Source organism: Streptomyces sp. NPDC001410, from assembly GCF_042895235.1.
Classification (GTDB): domain Bacteria; phylum Actinomycetota; class Actinomycetes; order Streptomycetales; family Streptomycetaceae; genus Streptomyces.
Genome location: NZ_JBIAWE010000013.1, coordinates 1 through 14351, shown reverse-complemented (window position 1 = coordinate 14351; position 14351 = coordinate 1). Strand labels below are relative to the sequence as shown.

Genomic DNA, 14351 nt, shown 5'->3' with positions numbered 1-14351 from the left:
GCGAACCCGCCCGGGCCAGGGCAGGCCCCGGTGGTGTTGCCCTCGTACCCCTTGCTCACGTCCTGCCGCCCCTCGGTGACGTTTGGTCAGGCCCGGTGCATGCTCCGGTAGTTACTGTCGCGCCCCCTTGCGGAGGACGATCCTACGGTTGTGGACCGGGGGCGCATCAAGGGTCTCATGAGGACACGTGCGCGGGCGTACGGTCCCAGTCCTCGGGGAGTGACGGTACCGCCCAGGAGGGGTCCGGGCGCCAGTGCTGCCAGCCGTCCGGGAACGGCGGGCCCCAGGCGCCGATGGCCTCCACCGCGGCCCGGCCGGCCGCCCGTACCCGCTCGGCGGTCGCCTCGTCCATCAGCCCGTCCCGCTGGGCCTGCGCGAACTCGTCCTCGTCGCGCCAGTGCCAACTGCGGTCCGGGTGCACCGAGATGTCCAGGAAGTAGTCCACGGAGTCCACACCGCCCGCCCAACGGGCCAGCGGCTGCTCCAGGTTGACGTACCAGTTCTTGAAGCGCCAGCCCGGTTCCCAGAACAGCCACACCGACCACGGCTCGCCGGGCCGGGCCAGCTTCAGCACGCCCGTGCCGAACCACCGGTCCCGCTGCACCGAACGCGGCTTGGTGTAGCGGGTCTCCAGCGGCTCCTGATGGACGGGCGTGCCGTCGGCCAGCACCGGCTTGACGCACTCGGTGCCGGGCGCCAGCCACACCGCGAGCAGCTCCTCGTCGTCCCGGGCGACGGTGACGGGCCGCGCGATGTGGAAGCGCTCACCGGCGTTCTCCCGGTACCGCCACAGGATCTGGGTCCCGGGGGTCCAGTACGTCGCAGGCCCCGCCGCCACTCGCCTCACCGCTCCGTCGTCCGTCATGCACAGATATTAGGTGCCGCAGGCATACGACGCTGCGGCGGGCGTCACGGTTCAACGGGTCGGCACCACTTGTTACGGGTGCGTCATCCGCAGGACATCCAGCGCCTCGTCCAGCTGCTCCAGGGTGAGGTCGCCGCGCTCCACGTAACCGCTCTCCAGCACGACCTCGCGGATGGTCTTCCGCTCGGCCAGGGACTTCTTGGCGACCTTCGCGGCCTCCTCGTAGCCGATGTACTTGTTCAGCGGGGTCACCACGGAGGGCGACGACTCGGCGTACTCGCGGGCCCGTTCGCGGTCGGCGACGATGCCGTCGACGGTGCGGTCGGCCAGCAGCCGCGAGACATTGGCGAGCAGCCGCACGGATTCGAGGACGTTCTTCGCGATGACCGGGAGCATGACGTTCAGCTCGAAGTTCCCGGAGGCGCCGGCGGTGGCGATGGTCGCGTCGTTGCCGATCACCTGGGCCGCGACCATGAGCACGGCCTCCGGGATCACCGGGTTGACCTTGCCCGGCATGATCGAGGAGCCTGGCTGCAGGTCGGGCAGCCGGATCTCGGCGAGCCCGGTGCGCGGCCCGGACGCCATCCACCGCAGATCGTTGGCGATCTTCGTCAGCCCGACCGCGATGGTGCGCAGCTGCCCGCTGGTCTCCACGATCCCGTCCCGGGCACCCTGTGCCTCGAAGTGATCCCGGGCCTCGGTGAGCGGCAGCCCGGTGGCCCGCGCGACCTCCCTGATCACCGCGGCGGAGAACCCGGGCGGCGTGTTGATCCCGGTCCCGACGGCCGTGCCGCCCAGCGGCAGTTCGGCCAGCCGGGGCAGCGAGGCGCGCAGCCGCTCGACGCCGTACCGCACCTGGGCCGCGTACCCGCCGAACTCCTGCCCCAGCGTCACCGGCGTCGCGTCCATCAGATGCGTCCGCCCGGACTTCACGACGTCCGCGAACTCCTCGGACTTGCGGGTCAGGGAGTCGGCGAGGTGCTCCAGCGCCGGGATCAGGTCGTGGGTGACGGCGCCGGTGGCGGCGATGTGGAGGGACGACGGGAACACGTCGTTGGACGACTGCGAGGCGTTGACGTGGTCGTTCGGGTGCACGTCCCGGCCGAGCCGCTCGGTGGCCAGGGTGGCGATCACCTCGTTGGTGTTCATGTTGGACGAGGTCCCGGACCCGGTCTGGAACACGTCGACGGGAAAGTGCTCGTCCCACTTCCCGCCGGCGACCTCGGCGGCCGCCTCCTGGATCGCCTCCGCGACGTCCTTGTCCAGCACCCCCAGCTCGGCGTTCACCTGCGCCGCAGCCGCCTTGATCCGGGCCAGCGCCTCGATGTGCGCCCGCTCGATCCGCTGCCCGGAGACGGGGAAGTTCTCGACGGCGCGCTGGGTCTGCGCCCGCCACTTGGCGTGGGCGGGGACCCGGACCTCACCCATGGAGTCGTGCTCGATGCGGTATTCGCTCATGCCGGTGTCAGCGATCGGGGCACGGCGGTTGTTCCGGACCGTGGGCCGCATGGGGCTGGGGTGAGCGCCGCCTGCTGCATTGGCACCACCGACGTCACCGGGTCGGGGGACAGCTCCACCGGCTGCCGGGCCGAACATCACGGATAAATGTGACTATCACCCCAAGGTGACATGGCGACTCCCCGCCGTCACCACGGCTGGCAGGAGGACCGATCGATGAACCTCACTCCGAAGCGCCTGCTCGGCGCCACCGCGGCGGTATCCATAGGCGCGACGGCCCTGCTGGGTGCGGGCGCCGGCACCGCCGACGCCCGAGGCAGGGCCTACTGCGACCGCGCCGAACGGCCCGTCTGGAGCGGTGATCCCAGCCGCAACGTGACCGGCCACGGCTGCAGCATGCCGTCCAACGGGCGCCGCTGGTACACCGTCGAGATCGACACCCTCGTACAGCCCCACCACAAGACGGACTATCTGAACGGACCGGTCGACCGGACCGAGACGCTGCACGACAGAACCATCAGGTGCATGGGCTACACCACCAGAGGCGACACGGTGAACTGGTTCGGCTGCGTACCCCACTGACACAGGGGCCGAGGCCGGTCCGGCCTCGGCCCACCGATCAGGCCAGCCCCGGCCCCCGCACCGGAATCGAGGTGAACGTCGGCTGGGGCGCCGGGTCCTGGAAGAAGTCGTTGCCCTTGTCGTCCACGACGATGAACGCCGGGAAGTCCTCGACCTCGATCTTCCAGACGGCCTCCATGCCCAGCTCCTCGTACTCGAGGACCTCGACCTTCTTGATGCAGTCCTGGGCGAGCCGGGCGGCCGGGCCGCCGATCGAGCCGAGATAGAAGCCGCCGTGCGTGCCACAGGCGTCGGTGACCTGCTTGCTGCGGTTGCCCTTGGCGAGCATCACCTTGGAGCCGCCCGCCGCCTGGAACTGCTCGACGTAGGAGTCCATACGACCGGCCGTGGTCGGGCCGAAGGAACCGGACGCGTAACCCTCGGGGGTCTTGGCCGGGCCCGCGTAGTAGACCGGGTGGTCCTTCAGGTACTGCGGCATCTCCTCGCCCGCGTCCAGGCGCTCCTTGATCTTGGCGTGCGCGATGTCGCGGGCCACGACCAGCGGGCCGGTGAGGGAGAGGCGGGTCTTGACCGGGTACCTGGTCAGCTCGGCGAGGATCGTGTCCATCGGCTGGTTGAGGTCGATCTTGACGACGTCGCCATCCGACTCGAGGTGCTCGTCCGTGGTCTCCGGCAGGAAGCGCGCCGGGTCCGTCTCCAGCTGCTCCAGGAACACGCCCTCGGCGGTGATCTTCGCGACGGCCTGGCGGTCGGCCGAGCAGGAGACGGCGATCGCGACCGGGCAGGAGGCGCCGTGGCGGGGCAGGCGGACCACCCGGACGTCGTGGCAGAAGTACTTGCCGCCGAACTGCGCGCCGATGCCGATCTTCTGCGTCAGCTCGAAGACCTTCTGCTCCAGCTCCTTGTCCCGGAAGCCGTGGCCCAGCTCCGAGCCCTCGGCCGGGATCTCGTCCAGGTAGTGCGCGGAGGCGTACTTCGCGGTCTTCAGCGCGTACTCGGCGCTCGTACCGCCGACGACGATCGCCAGGTGGTACGGCGGGCAGGCGGCCGTACCGAGCGAACGGATCTTCTCCTCCAGGAACTTCATCATGGAGGCCTCGTTCAGGACGGCCTTCGTCTCCTGGTACAGGAAGGACTTGTTGGCCGAGCCGCCGCCCTTGGCCATGAACAGGAACTTGTAGGCGCCGCCGTCGGTCGCGTACAGCTCGATCTGGGCCGGCAGGTTGGAGCCGGTGTTCTTCTCCTCCCACATGGTGAGCGGAGCCATCTGCGAGTAGCGCAGGTTCAGCTTGGTGTAGGCGTCGTAGATGCCGTGCGACAGGTGCTTCTCGTCCGCACCTTCGGTGAGGACGTTCTGGCCGCGCTTGCCCATGACGATCGCCGTGCCGGTGTCCTGGCACATCGGCAGTACGCCCGCCGCCGCGATGTTCGCGTTCTTCAGCAGGTCGAGCGCGACGAACTTGTCGTTGCTCGACGCCTCCGGGTCGTCGATGATGCGGCGCAGCTGCGCCAGGTGGGCCGGGCGCAGGTAGTGCTGGATGTCGTGGACGGCCTCCTCGGCCAGCTTGCGCAGCGCCTCCGGCTCCACCTTGAGGAACGTCCGCCCGTCCGGTCCCTCGACGGTGGACACGCCCTCCGAGGTCACCAGCCGGTACGGGGTGGTGTCCTCGCCCTGGGGGAGCAGATCGGTGTACGCGAACTCAGGCATCTCAGCCCATTCCTCACTCTGACGGACGGCTGCCCGCCGACGCTGGCGGGCCTCCCCAGCGTAGAACCTGCCGCCGACACGGAACCTGTGAGGTAAGGCTCAGTTCCGGGACACGCGGGTCGCCTCGGCCCCCTAGTCGCGATCTATCGCGTTTCGGTACGCTGCAGTCGTGGACCTTCAGAAGCACGCCCAGCCCCAGGACAGCGCGCCGCTCGTGTCCGAACTGCGCGCCTCCGACGCCGACCGTGACCGTGTCGCCGACATCCTCCGCGAGGCCCTGGCCGAGGGCCGGCTGACCGCGGACGAGCACGCCGAGCGCGTGGACGGGGTGCTGCACGCCAAGACGGTCGGCGAGCTGGAGGTCTTCATCCGCGACCTCCCGGCCGCCCACCAGCAGCCCGCGCCCCCGGCCTACACGCCCGTCCCGCCGCGCCCCGCACCGGGCGCGATACCCGCCGAGGCCGACGCCAACGTGGTGGCCGTCTTCAGCAGTGCGGTGCGCCGGGGCCGCTGGCGCGCGGGCCGCCGGCTGCACGCGTACTCGGTCTTCGGCTCGGTCGAGATCGACCTGAGCGAGGCGATCTTCGAGTACCAGCAGGTCGTGATCAAGGCCGTCTCGGTCTTCGGTGACATCCAGATCCGCGTCCCCGAGAACGTCTCGCTGCGCGGCACGGGCGGCGGTGTACTGGGCAACTTCGAGGTGGACACCCTGGATTCGGTCGACTCCGACGCGCCCGTGGTCTACGTCGACGGGTGGGCCGTGCTCGGCAACGTCGAGGCGCGGCCCAAGCGCGGCCGGCGCGTGGCGGACATCCTCGACCGGGTCCAGGGCAAGGTCGACAGGAAGCTGCGCAAACACCTGGACCGTTGACGGTCGCGAATCCGCCGGTGACCAGAGGGGCGCGGAACTGCCGCTGAGGTGCCCGGGGGCGTGAACAAGCCGCCGTGCGCCTGCGGTTGGAAACGCTGTGCATAGGCTCGCGCACAGCGGGTAGGCCTTGCTGCATCGTCGCTCACTCGCGAAGCCGTCGTCAGGAGTAGACCGTGCTGCAACCGCCGCATTCGTCCTTGCAGGTCGCTGCCGTTCCGGCCCAGCGGGTGCCCGTGCGCGACCGGGACCAAGACGCACCCTGGCACACCGAGGCGGTGTGCCGGCGGGACGAGGCCGGTCTCTTCTTCGCCCCGTCCAAGGAGCCGACGGCCGCCCGACTGTCCCGCGAGGAGGCGGCCAAGCGCGTCTGCGCGCGCTGTCCGGTCATGGTCGAGTGCCGCGAACACGCCCTCCTCCAGCCCGAACCGTACGGCGTCTGGGGCGGCCTGACGGCAGCGGAACGCCGAGTGGTCCTGGCCAGGCGGCGCAGGCGCGAGGTGGAACTGAAGAAGGCGGCACGCGCGACGGCGAACCGCATAGCGGGCTAGGCAACCGCACAGCGGGCCAGGCATGAGCAAGGGCGCCCTCTCCGCACCGAGGGCGCCCAAGACTCTGCCTGCTGCTGCAGGCTTCGGGTGCTACTTCGCCCGATCGAAGTCGATCGCGCTGTAGGCACGCAGCTTGCTCAGCCGGTGCTCGGAGTCGATCCGCCGCACGGTCCCGGACTTCGACCGCATCACGATCGAGTCGGTGGTGGCGGTCTCGGACCGGTAGCGAACCCCGCGCAGCAGCTCACCGTCGGTGATGCCGGTGGCGACGAAGAAGACGTTCTCTCCCTGCACCAGGTCCTCGGTGGTCAGCACCCGGTCCAGATCGTGCCCGGCGTCGATCGCCCGCGCACGCTCCTCGTCGTCCTTGGGCCACAGCTTGCCCTGGATCGTGCCGCCCAGGCACTTCACGGCACAGGCCGAGATGATGCCCTCCGGCGTGCCGCCGATGCCGAGCAGCAGGTCGATGCCCGTGCCCTCGCGCAGCGCCAGGATGGAGCCGGCCACATCGCCGTCGGAGATCAGCTTGATGCGCGCGCCGGCCTCCCGGACCTCCTTGATGATGCCCTCGTGCCGCGGCCGGTCCAGGATGACGACGGTGACGTCCTCGGGCGCGGACCGCTTCGCCTTGGCGATCCGGCGGATGTTCACGGCCACGGGCGCGTCGATGTCGACGAAGTCGGCGGCCTCGGGGCCCGTGACCAGCTTGTCCATGTAGAAGACGGCGGACGGGTCGAACATGGCGCCGCGCTCGGTGGCCGCGAGGACGGCGATCGCGTTCGGCATGCCCTTCGCCGTCAGCGTGGTGCCGTCGATCGGGTCGACGGCGATGTCGACTTCGGGTCCGGTGCCGTCGCCGACGCGTTCGCCGTTGAAGAGCATCGGCGCCTCGTCCTTCTCACCCTCGCCGATGACGACGACGCCGTTCATCGACACGGTGGAGACGAGGGTTCGCATGGCGCGCACCGCGGCGCCGTCGGCGCCGTTCTTGTCGCCGCGTCCGACCCAGCGGCCCGCGGCCATCGCTGCGGCCTCGGTCACCCGGACGAGTTCCAGGGCGAGGTTGCGGTCGGGGGCTTCGGAGGGAACGTCCAGCTCGGACGGCAGATGATGATTCTCGGTCATCGGAGCGCACCTTTCTGATACGACGACGGCCGGATGAGGGTGTGCCTCAGACTCTATCGTTAGGTAGACAAAATGAGCAGGGGACCCCACGGATGAGCGCTCCGGGCACCTGCGACGATAGGGGGCGTGGCAGGTTCGAACGGCAAGCAGAAGACGGTCCGGGACATGATTCTCTCCCTGGGCCTCATCGGGATCGCGGCGGCGGTCATCTACCTCTTCGTCCCGCACGACGATCACGCGCCCGAGCTGAAGCGGGTCGACTACCGGGTCGAGCTGCTCACGGCGCGCCGCGCGGCGAGCTACCCGGTGGCCGCGCCGGAAGGGCTGCCGGGGACCTGGAAGGCGACCTCGGTGCGCTACCAGGGCGAGGAGTCCGACCGCTGGCACCTCGGCTTCCAGACCCCCGACGGGCAGTACGTGCAGGTCGAGCAGTCCACGCAGAAGAAGCGTGCCGACTTCATCGACCAGGCAGGGCAGGGCGCCAAGGCGACCAAGCGGACCGAGAAGATCGGCGACCGCACCTGGACCCGCTACACCGGCGGCCGCTACGACGCCCTGGTTCTGGAGGGCACCCCCGGCTCCACGACGGTGGTCGCCGGTACGGCCTCCTTCGACCAGCTGACGAAGATGGCGGCGGCGCTGAAGATGCAGTGAGCGCGCCCGCGCGGAAGGTGCGGTGAGCGCGCCCGTGAGCGCACACGCAGGAGGCCCCCAGCGACGCTGCTGGGGGCCTCCTGCCGTACTCGGGCGACTCAGACGGTCGTGACGACGTCCTCGTACGCCAGGCGCGGCGAGCGCGGGAACCAGGCGTCCGGGCCCGGGCGGCCGATGTTGACGACCATCAGCGGGGTGTGGTCGTCGTCCAGGAACTCCTTGCGGACGCCCTCGAAGTCGAGGCCGGTCATCGGGCCGGCGGCGAGGCCGGCGGCGCGGACGCCGATGATGAAGTACGCGGCCTGCAGGGAGGCGTTCAGCGCGGCGGCGCCCTCACGGGCGGGGCGCTCGCTGAAGAACACGTCCTTGGCCTGCGGGAAGTGCGGGAAGAGGGCCGGCAGCTCCTCGTGGAACTCGTTGTCCGCGGAGAGGATCGCGACCAGCGGGGCGGTGGCGGTCTTGGCCTGGTTGCCCTCGGCCATGTGCTGCACCAGGCGCTCGCGGGCTTCGGCGGAGCGGACCAGGGTGATGCGCAGCGGGCTCTGGTTGAAGGCGGTGGGGCCGTACTTGACCAGGTCGTAGATCGCCTGGACCTGCTCCTCGGTCACCGGCTCGTCGGTGAAGGTGTTCGCGGTACGGGCCTCGCGGAACAGCAGGTCCTGGGCGGTGGGGTCAAGAACGAGAGACATGCGTGACTTCCTCAGGTGCGCGTCCGGTCCGGGGGTGTGACCGGCTGACGGACCCGACCTTACGCAAGCGAAGTTCAACGTTCAACAAAAAGCGGGGTGTGGTGATCCGCTTCACAGCACCCCGCTCTTGCCTACTCGCCCTCTTCCTGGGCCTCTTCCTCGGCGAGCGCCGCGTCCAGCCGGGCCCGTGCGCCCTCCAGCCAGCGCCGACACACCTTGGCCAGCTCCTCGCCGCGCTCCCACAGCGCCAGGGACTCCTCCAGCGTCGTGCCGCCCGCCTCCAGCCGCCGCACGACCTCGATCAACTCGTCCCGCGCCTGCTCGTACGAGAGCGCCTCATCCACCTTGCCGGTCATCCACCCATCCCTAGACATCAGACATCAGACATCGACACGTACCGTGAACTCACCCTCGGCGACCCGCGCCCGCAGCGCCTCGCCCTCCGCGACCTCCTCCGGGTCGCGCACCACATGACCGTCGGCCTTCTGCAGCACCGCGTAGCCGCGCTTGAGGGTGGCGGCGGGGGAGAGGGCCACCACGCGCGCGTGCGTGTGCGTCAGCTCCGAGTCGGCGCGGTCCAGGAGGTGGCCGAGGGTGCGCCGGCCGCGGTCCAGCAGGGAGGCCACGTGGTCGGCGCGCTCATCGATCATCCGGTGCGGATCCTCTATCGAGGGCCGCGCCAGGGCGTGCGCCAGGCCCCGCTGCTCCCGCTCCACCAACGCCTCCACGCACCGCCGGGCCCGGTCCCGCAGCATCCGCACCCGCTCGAACTCCTCACCGACGTCCGGTACGACCTTCTTGGCCGCGTCGGTCGGCGTGGAGGCGCGCAGGTCGGCGACGTGGTCGAGCAGCGGGTTGTCCGGCTCGTGCCCGATGGCCGACACGACGGGCGTACGGCACTGAGCCACCGCCCGTACGAGCTGCTCGTCGGAGAACGGCAGCAGGTCCTCCACGCTGCCGCCGCCCCGCGCGACGATGATCACGTCCACGTCCTCGATCGCGTCCAGCTCCTTCACGGCCTGCACGACCTGCGGGACGGCGTGCACGCCCTGTACGGGGACGTTGCGCACCTCGAAGCGGACGGCGGGCCAGCGATGGCGGGCGTTCTCCAGCACGTCCCGCTCCGCGGCGGAGGCGCGTCCGCAGACCAGCCCGATCAGCTGAGGCAGAAACGGCAGCGGCTTCTTCCGCTCCGGCGCGAACAGCCCCTCGGCCGCGAGCGTCTTCTTCAGCTGCTCAAGGCGGGCCAGCAGTTCACCGACGCCCACGGGCCTTATCTCGGCGGCCCGCAGCGAGAGCTGCCCGCGCGGCGCGTACCACTCCGGCTTCGCCAGGACGACCACGCGGGCGCCCTCACCGACGACGTCGGCGACCGCGTCGAACACCTGTCGGTAGCAGGTCACGCTCACGGAGATGTCGTGCGACGGATCCCGCAGGGTCAGGAACACGACCCCGGCACCCGGCCGCCGCGACAACTGCGTGATCTGCCCCTCGACCCACACGGCCCCGAGCCGCTCGATCCAGCCCCCGATCAGCCGCGAGACCTCACCGACGGGGAGCGGCGCTTCGGGCGACGTGTTCACAGCCATGCGGCGAGCGTAGTGGCCGGTACTGACATACCGCCGTGCCGGTGTCGGACATAGTGACCGGTTTCCCCTGAAGGGGACGGGCACGCGATCTCGGGCCCGCCGAACGCACCCTTACGATGGGTCCCATGACCGCTTCGCCTGGCCGCCGTGTCCTGCTCGCCGCCCCCCGGGGCTACTGCGCCGGTGTGGACCGTGCCGTGATCGCCGTCGAGAAGGCCCTGGAACAGTACGGGGCCCCGATCTACGTCCGGCACGAGATCGTCCACAACAAGTACGTCGTGCAGACCCTGGAGAAGAAGGGCGCCATCTTCGTCGAGCGGACGGAGGAGGTGCCGCCGGGCAACATCGTGATGTTCTCGGCGCACGGCGTCGCCCCGGTCGTGCACGAGGAAGCCAGGCAGGGCCGCCTCACCACCATCGACGCGACCTGCCCGCTGGTCACCAAGGTCCACAAGGAAGCCCTCCGCTATGCGGGCGAGGACTACGACATCCTCCTGATCGGCCACGAGGGCCACGAAGAGGTCATCGGCACCTCCGGCGAGGCCCCCGACCACATCCAGCTGGTCGACGGCCCCGAGGACGTCGCCAAGGTCACGGTCCGCGACGAGTCAAAGGTCGTCTGGCTGTCCCAGACCACCCTCTCCGTGGACGAGACCATGGAGACCGTCGACGCCCTGAAGACGAAGTTCCCGGGACTCGTCTCCCCGCCCAGCGACGACATCTGCTACGCCACCCAGAACCGCCAGCTCGCCGTGAAGCAGATGGGCGCCGAGGCCGAGCTGGTCATCGTGGTCGGCTCGCGCAACTCCTCCAACTCCAAGCGGCTCGTCGAGGTCGCCAAGCTCGCCGGCTCCCGCGAAGCCTTCCTGGTGGACTTCGCCAGCGAGATCGACGAGGCCTGGCTGGAGGGCGTCACCACGGTCGGCGTCACCTCCGGCGCCTCCGTCCCGGAGGTCCTGGTCGAGGAGGTCCTTGAGTGGCTCGCCGAGCGGGGCTACGGCGACGTCGAGATCGTCAAGGCGGCCGAGGAGTCGATCACCTTCTCGCTGCCCAAGGAACTCCGCCGTGAGCTGCGCGACGAGGCGGCCGCCCTGGTCGCCGAGCGCGGCGGATCGGGTACGTCGGACGCGTGACCGTCCGTACATCCGGGGCGTGACTGTCAGTCGCCCGACGTAACGTGGAGCCATGCAGATCTTCGGCGTGGACATCGGCGGATCCGGGATCAAGGGCGCTCCCGTGGACCTGGACAAGGGCGACCTGGCCCAGGAGCGGTGCAAGGTGCTCACCCCGCGCCCGGCGACGCCCGAGAGCGTGGCCGACGGGGTGAAGCAGGTCGTCGACCACTTCGGCTGGACGGGCCCGGTGGGCCTGACCTTCCCCGGAGTGGTCACCGGCGGCGCCACGGTCCGTACGGCGGCCAACGTCGACAAGAGCTGGATCGACACGGACGCGCGCGCCCTGTTCAGCGACCGGCTGGGCGGCCTGCCGGTGACCGTGGTCAACGACGCGGACGCGGCGGGCGTCGCCGAGATGCAGTTCGGCGCCGGCCAGGGCCGCAAGGGCACCGTCATCCTGCTCACCTTCGGCACCGGCATCGGCAGCGCCGTCTTCATGGACGGCACCCTCGTGCCCAACACCGAACTGGGCCACCTGGAGCTGAACGGCCACGACGCCGAGACGCGGGCCTCCAGCAAGGCCAAGGAGGACGGCGAGCTGAGCTGGGAGCGCTGGGCCCGCCGCGTACAGAAGTACCTCGCGCACGTCGAGATGCTCTTCTCGCCCGAGCTGTTCATCCTCGGCGGCGGGGTGAGCCGCAAGGCGGACAGATTCCTGCACCTCATCGACGGCGTCCAGGCCGAGATCGTGCCCGCCCAGCTGCAGAACAACGCGGGGATCGTCGGAGCGGCGATGCGCGCGGCGCACGACCACGCGGGATAGCGGAGCGGTGCTCAGGTGCGGCGCCTGCGGGCCCGCACCCACAGCACCCGGCGCACGAGCACGATCACTCCCGAGATCAGCGTCCCCCCGTACAGCCAGCCAGCCTGCGTGGCGAGCCCGGTGACCAGCCCCACCAGCCGGCCGAGCAGACCCCCGCTGCCGTCGACGGCGGGGAAGAGCCCCACCGCGAAGGCGATCGGTACGACAACGGGCGCGGTGAGCACATCACTGCCCCGCACCCACAGGGCGGTCAGCACGCACACCGGCAGGAACAGCACCCCGTACAGCGTCAGCGACGAACCGAACAGCAGCTGGTCCAGTAAGCCGAGCAGGAACATCACGACCGTGCAGAACAGCCCCCCGCCGAGCCCGGTGAGCCGGGGGCCCGGCACCGGACCGGGGGGCACCGGCCGGGCGGTCCGTACCGGCCGCGCCCCCCGCTGCGCACCCGGCGCGGGCCTGCGCTCACCAGCCGGCCGCCGTGCCTGCGGCGGCAGCGGCGGGCGGGGTGTGCCGCGGCGTGGTCCGTGGTTCGGGGGTCGCGTCCTGTGATACTCCACTGGACCAACCTAGGTCGGTTAATGTGCCGAATCGCCCCTCAGACACGCCGATGAGGAGAGCTTGGCCAGGCGTTCGACGCTCCCGTGAGCCCACCACCGCCGACGCCGTAGACTGGTGGATCGGTCAGTGTCTCTGGCCCCTGGCAGCCCCTGGCCCCTCTCATCTACGGGAAGTCGCAACGTGTCGCTCACGATCGGAATCGTCGGCCTGCCGAATGTCGGCAAGTCGACCCTGTTCAACGCCCTGACCAAGAACGACGTGCTGGCGGCCAACTACCCATTCGCCACGATCGAGCCGAACGTCGGCGTGGTCGGCGTCCCCGACCCCCGCCTCGCCCAGCTGGCGTCGGTCTTCGGCTCCGAGCGACTCCTTCCGGCCACGGTCGACTTCGTCGACATCGCCGGCATCGTGCGCGGCGCCTCCGAGGGCGAGGGCCTGGGCAACAAGTTCCTCGCGCACATCCGCGAGTCCGACGCGATCTGCCAGGTCATCCGCGCCTTCAAGGACGAGAACGTCGTGCACGTCGACGGCAGGGTCTCGCCCAAGGAGGACATCGAGACGATCAACACCGAGCTGATCCTCGCCGACCTCCAGACCATCGAGAAGGTCCTGCCGCGCCTGCAGAAGGAGTCGCGGATCAAGAAGGACGTCGCGCCCAAGGTCAAGGCCGTCGAGGAGGCCAAGGAGATCCTGGAGAAGGGCGACACGCTCTTCGCGCACGGCATCGTCCAGGGCACCGAGCGCAACGAACTCCTCCACGACCTGCACCTGCTCACGACGAAGCCCTTCCTCTACGTCTTCAACGTCGACGAGGACGAGCTGATCGACGAGGACTTCAAGAACGAGCAGCGCGCCCTGGTCGCCCCGGCCGAGGCGATCTTCCTGAACGCCAAGCTGGAGGCCGACCTCGCCGAGCTGGACGAGGAGGAGGCCCTTGAGCTGCTGGAGTCCGTCGGCCAGCACGAGCCGGGCCTGGCCACCCTCGCCCGCGTCGGCTTCGACACCCTCGGCCTGCAGACCTACCTGACGGCCGGCCCCAAGGAGTCCCGCGCCTGGACGATCAAGAAGGGCGCCACGGCCCCCGAGGCGGCCGGTGTGATCCACACCGACTTCCAGAAGGGCTTCATCAAGGCCGAGGTCATCTCCATCGCCGACCTGCTCGAAGCGGGCTCGGTCGCCGAGGCCCGCGCCAAGGGCAAGGCCCGCATGGAGGGCAAGGAGTATGTGATGCAGGACGGGGACGTGGTGGAGTTCCGCTTCAACGTGTAACAAGCGCGCAGGTCAGAAGGGGCCGGCTCCTCGGGAGCCGGCCCCTTCGTCCGTGCCGACGTGCTCGGTGGGTAAGCCCCAGGACCAAAGTTGACACGGGGTTCCCCGATCCGTAATGTTCTCCGGGTTGTCCGACGTGAGCGCCGACTCCGGTCGGTCCCCGGACAGCCATTCCGCAAGTATCAGCCAGCAATCGGCGACCCGTCGTCGTGTGCTTCGGCGTGCATATTTGCGAAATGAGGAATCCGCGTTCGAAAGGACGCAGCCCCCGATTAGCTCGGGAGCCGGGAATCCGCTAAAGTCTCACTCGTCGGAACGGCCCAACAGCCGGGAAGACAAACCCGCCGACCGGGAATCGGACGCCGAAAGGATCTGATAGAGTCGGAAACACCGAAGGGAAGCCCGGAGGAAAGCCCGAGAGGGTGAGTACAAAGGAAGCGACCGTTCCTTGAGAACTCAACAGCGTGCCAAAAATCAACGCCAGATATGTTGAT

The 14351-nt window shown here is 69.7% G+C and carries 16 protein-coding genes; 7 read left to right on the top strand and 9 right to left on the bottom strand.

Annotated features, from left to right (window positions below):
* Positions 1-175: 175 nt before the first annotated feature.
* Complete coding sequence (locus ACFY3C_RS27430; protein WP_390772608.1) at positions 176-865, bottom strand: DUF402 domain-containing protein; 690 nt, start codon at positions 863-865, stop codon at positions 176-178.
* A gap of 72 nt (positions 866-937) precedes the next feature.
* Positions 938-2323, bottom strand: a complete 1386-nt coding sequence (locus tag ACFY3C_RS27425) for a class II fumarate hydratase (RefSeq protein WP_390772780.1) — start codon at positions 2321-2323, stop codon at positions 938-940.
* Between the two features lie 216 nt (positions 2324-2539).
* Between ACFY3C_RS27425 and ACFY3C_RS27420 the strand changes: the two genes are divergently transcribed.
* Positions 2540-2905 carry a hypothetical protein gene (locus ACFY3C_RS27420; RefSeq protein WP_390772607.1) on the top strand — a complete coding sequence of 122 codons (366 nt, stop codon included), beginning with the start codon at positions 2540-2542 and terminating at the stop codon, positions 2903-2905.
* A 37-nt stretch (positions 2906-2942) separates the two neighbouring features.
* On the opposite strand, the gene ACFY3C_RS27415 is transcribed toward ACFY3C_RS27420, so the two are convergent.
* Entirely contained in the window at positions 2943-4613 is a 1671-nt protein-coding gene (locus ACFY3C_RS27415; RefSeq protein WP_390772606.1) for a fumarate hydratase, read from the bottom strand.
* Positions 4614-4782: 169 nt separating this feature from the next.
* On the opposite strand from ACFY3C_RS27415, the gene ACFY3C_RS27410 reads away from it, so the two are divergent.
* Positions 4783-5484 (top strand): DUF1707 domain-containing protein, encoded by a 702-nt coding sequence (locus ACFY3C_RS27410; RefSeq protein WP_390772605.1) that lies wholly within the window; start codon positions 4783-4785, stop codon positions 5482-5484.
* Between the two features lie 173 nt (positions 5485-5657).
* Complete coding sequence (locus tag ACFY3C_RS27405) at positions 5658-6032, top strand: WhiB family transcriptional regulator (protein ID WP_079057750.1); 375 nt, start codon at positions 5658-5660, stop codon at positions 6030-6032.
* Between the two features lie 90 nt (positions 6033-6122).
* Here ACFY3C_RS27405 and glpX read toward each other — a convergent pair whose 3' ends face one another.
* Positions 6123-7157 carry a class II fructose-bisphosphatase gene (gene glpX / locus ACFY3C_RS27400; protein WP_386579368.1) on the bottom strand — a complete coding sequence of 345 codons (1035 nt, stop codon included), beginning with the start codon at positions 7155-7157 and terminating at the stop codon, positions 6123-6125.
* Positions 7158-7283: 126 nt separating this feature from the next.
* Between glpX and ACFY3C_RS27395 the strand changes: the two genes are divergently transcribed.
* A complete protein-coding gene (locus ACFY3C_RS27395; protein WP_386579370.1) occupies positions 7284-7811 on the top strand; it encodes a DUF4245 domain-containing protein in 528 nt (175 codons plus the stop codon).
* Positions 7812-7909: 98 nt separating this feature from the next.
* On the opposite strand, the gene ACFY3C_RS27390 is transcribed toward ACFY3C_RS27395, so the two are convergent.
* From ACFY3C_RS27390 to xseA, 3 genes are all read right to left on the bottom strand, one after another.
* Positions 7910-8500 carry a malonic semialdehyde reductase gene (locus ACFY3C_RS27390; RefSeq protein ID WP_386582044.1) on the bottom strand — a complete coding sequence of 197 codons (591 nt, stop codon included), beginning with the start codon at positions 8498-8500 and terminating at the stop codon, positions 7910-7912.
* A 131-nt stretch (positions 8501-8631) separates the two neighbouring features.
* Positions 8632-8856: an exodeoxyribonuclease VII small subunit gene (locus ACFY3C_RS27385; protein WP_389188090.1), complete on the bottom strand. Its 225-nt coding sequence runs from the start codon at positions 8854-8856 to the stop codon at positions 8632-8634.
* Positions 8857-8880: 24 nt separating this feature from the next.
* Positions 8881-10089, bottom strand: coding sequence for an exodeoxyribonuclease VII large subunit (gene xseA, locus ACFY3C_RS27380; protein WP_386582040.1), 1209 nt, complete (start codon positions 10087-10089; stop codon positions 8881-8883).
* 116 nt (positions 10090-10205) lie between these two features.
* On the opposite strand from xseA, the gene ACFY3C_RS27375 reads away from it, so the two are divergent.
* Positions 10206-11222, top strand: a complete 1017-nt coding sequence (locus ACFY3C_RS27375) for a 4-hydroxy-3-methylbut-2-enyl diphosphate reductase (protein WP_390772604.1) — start codon at positions 10206-10208, stop codon at positions 11220-11222.
* Between the two features lie 52 nt (positions 11223-11274).
* Positions 11275-12027 (top strand): polyphosphate--glucose phosphotransferase, encoded by a 753-nt coding sequence (gene ppgK / locus ACFY3C_RS27370; protein WP_386582036.1) that lies wholly within the window; start codon positions 11275-11277, stop codon positions 12025-12027.
* Positions 12028-12038: 11 nt separating this feature from the next.
* On the opposite strand, the gene ACFY3C_RS27365 is transcribed toward ppgK, so the two are convergent.
* Positions 12039-12434 carry a DUF6542 domain-containing protein gene (locus ACFY3C_RS27365; RefSeq protein ID WP_390772603.1) on the bottom strand — a complete coding sequence of 132 codons (396 nt, stop codon included), beginning with the start codon at positions 12432-12434 and terminating at the stop codon, positions 12039-12041.
* A gap of 334 nt (positions 12435-12768) precedes the next feature.
* Between ACFY3C_RS27365 and ychF the strand changes: the two genes are divergently transcribed.
* Complete coding sequence (gene ychF, locus ACFY3C_RS27360) at positions 12769-13857, top strand: redox-regulated ATPase YchF (protein ID WP_386582032.1); 1089 nt, start codon at positions 12769-12771, stop codon at positions 13855-13857.
* Positions 13858-14152: 295 nt separating this feature from the next.
* Here the strand turns inward: ychF and ACFY3C_RS27355 are convergent.
* Positions 14153-14351: hypothetical protein (locus tag ACFY3C_RS27355; protein ID WP_390772602.1), on the bottom strand; the 199-nt coding region annotated here is incomplete at its 5' end.

Excerpts from the sequence above, each read along its gene's own strand:
- ACFY3C_RS27430 (WP_390772608.1), bottom strand. The coding sequence starts at position 865 with ATGACGGACGACGGAGCGGTGAGGCGAGTGGCGGCGGGGCCTGCGACG.
- ACFY3C_RS27385 (WP_389188090.1), bottom strand. The coding sequence starts at position 8,856 with ATGACCGGCAAGGTGGATGAGGCGCTCTCGTACGAGCAGGCGCGGGAC.
- ACFY3C_RS27425 (WP_390772780.1), bottom strand. The coding sequence starts at position 2,323 with ATGAGCGAATACCGCATCGAGCACGACTCCATGGGTGAGGTCCGGGTC.
- xseA (WP_386582040.1), bottom strand. The coding sequence starts at position 10,089 with ATGGCTGTGAACACGTCGCCCGAAGCGCCGCTCCCCGTCGGTGAGGTC.
- ACFY3C_RS27390 (WP_386582044.1), bottom strand. The coding sequence starts at position 8,500 with ATGTCTCTCGTTCTTGACCCCACCGCCCAGGACCTGCTGTTCCGCGAG.
- glpX (WP_386579368.1), bottom strand. The coding sequence starts at position 7,157 with ATGACCGAGAATCATCATCTGCCGTCCGAGCTGGACGTTCCCTCCGAA.
- ACFY3C_RS27415 (WP_390772606.1), bottom strand. The coding sequence starts at position 4,613 with ATGCCTGAGTTCGCGTACACCGATCTGCTCCCCCAGGGCGAGGACACC.
- ppgK (WP_386582036.1), top strand. The coding sequence starts at position 11,275 with ATGCAGATCTTCGGCGTGGACATCGGCGGATCCGGGATCAAGGGCGCT.
- ACFY3C_RS27375 (WP_390772604.1), top strand. The coding sequence starts at position 10,206 with ATGGGTCCCATGACCGCTTCGCCTGGCCGCCGTGTCCTGCTCGCCGCC.
- ACFY3C_RS27420 (WP_390772607.1), top strand. The coding sequence starts at position 2,540 with ATGAACCTCACTCCGAAGCGCCTGCTCGGCGCCACCGCGGCGGTATCC.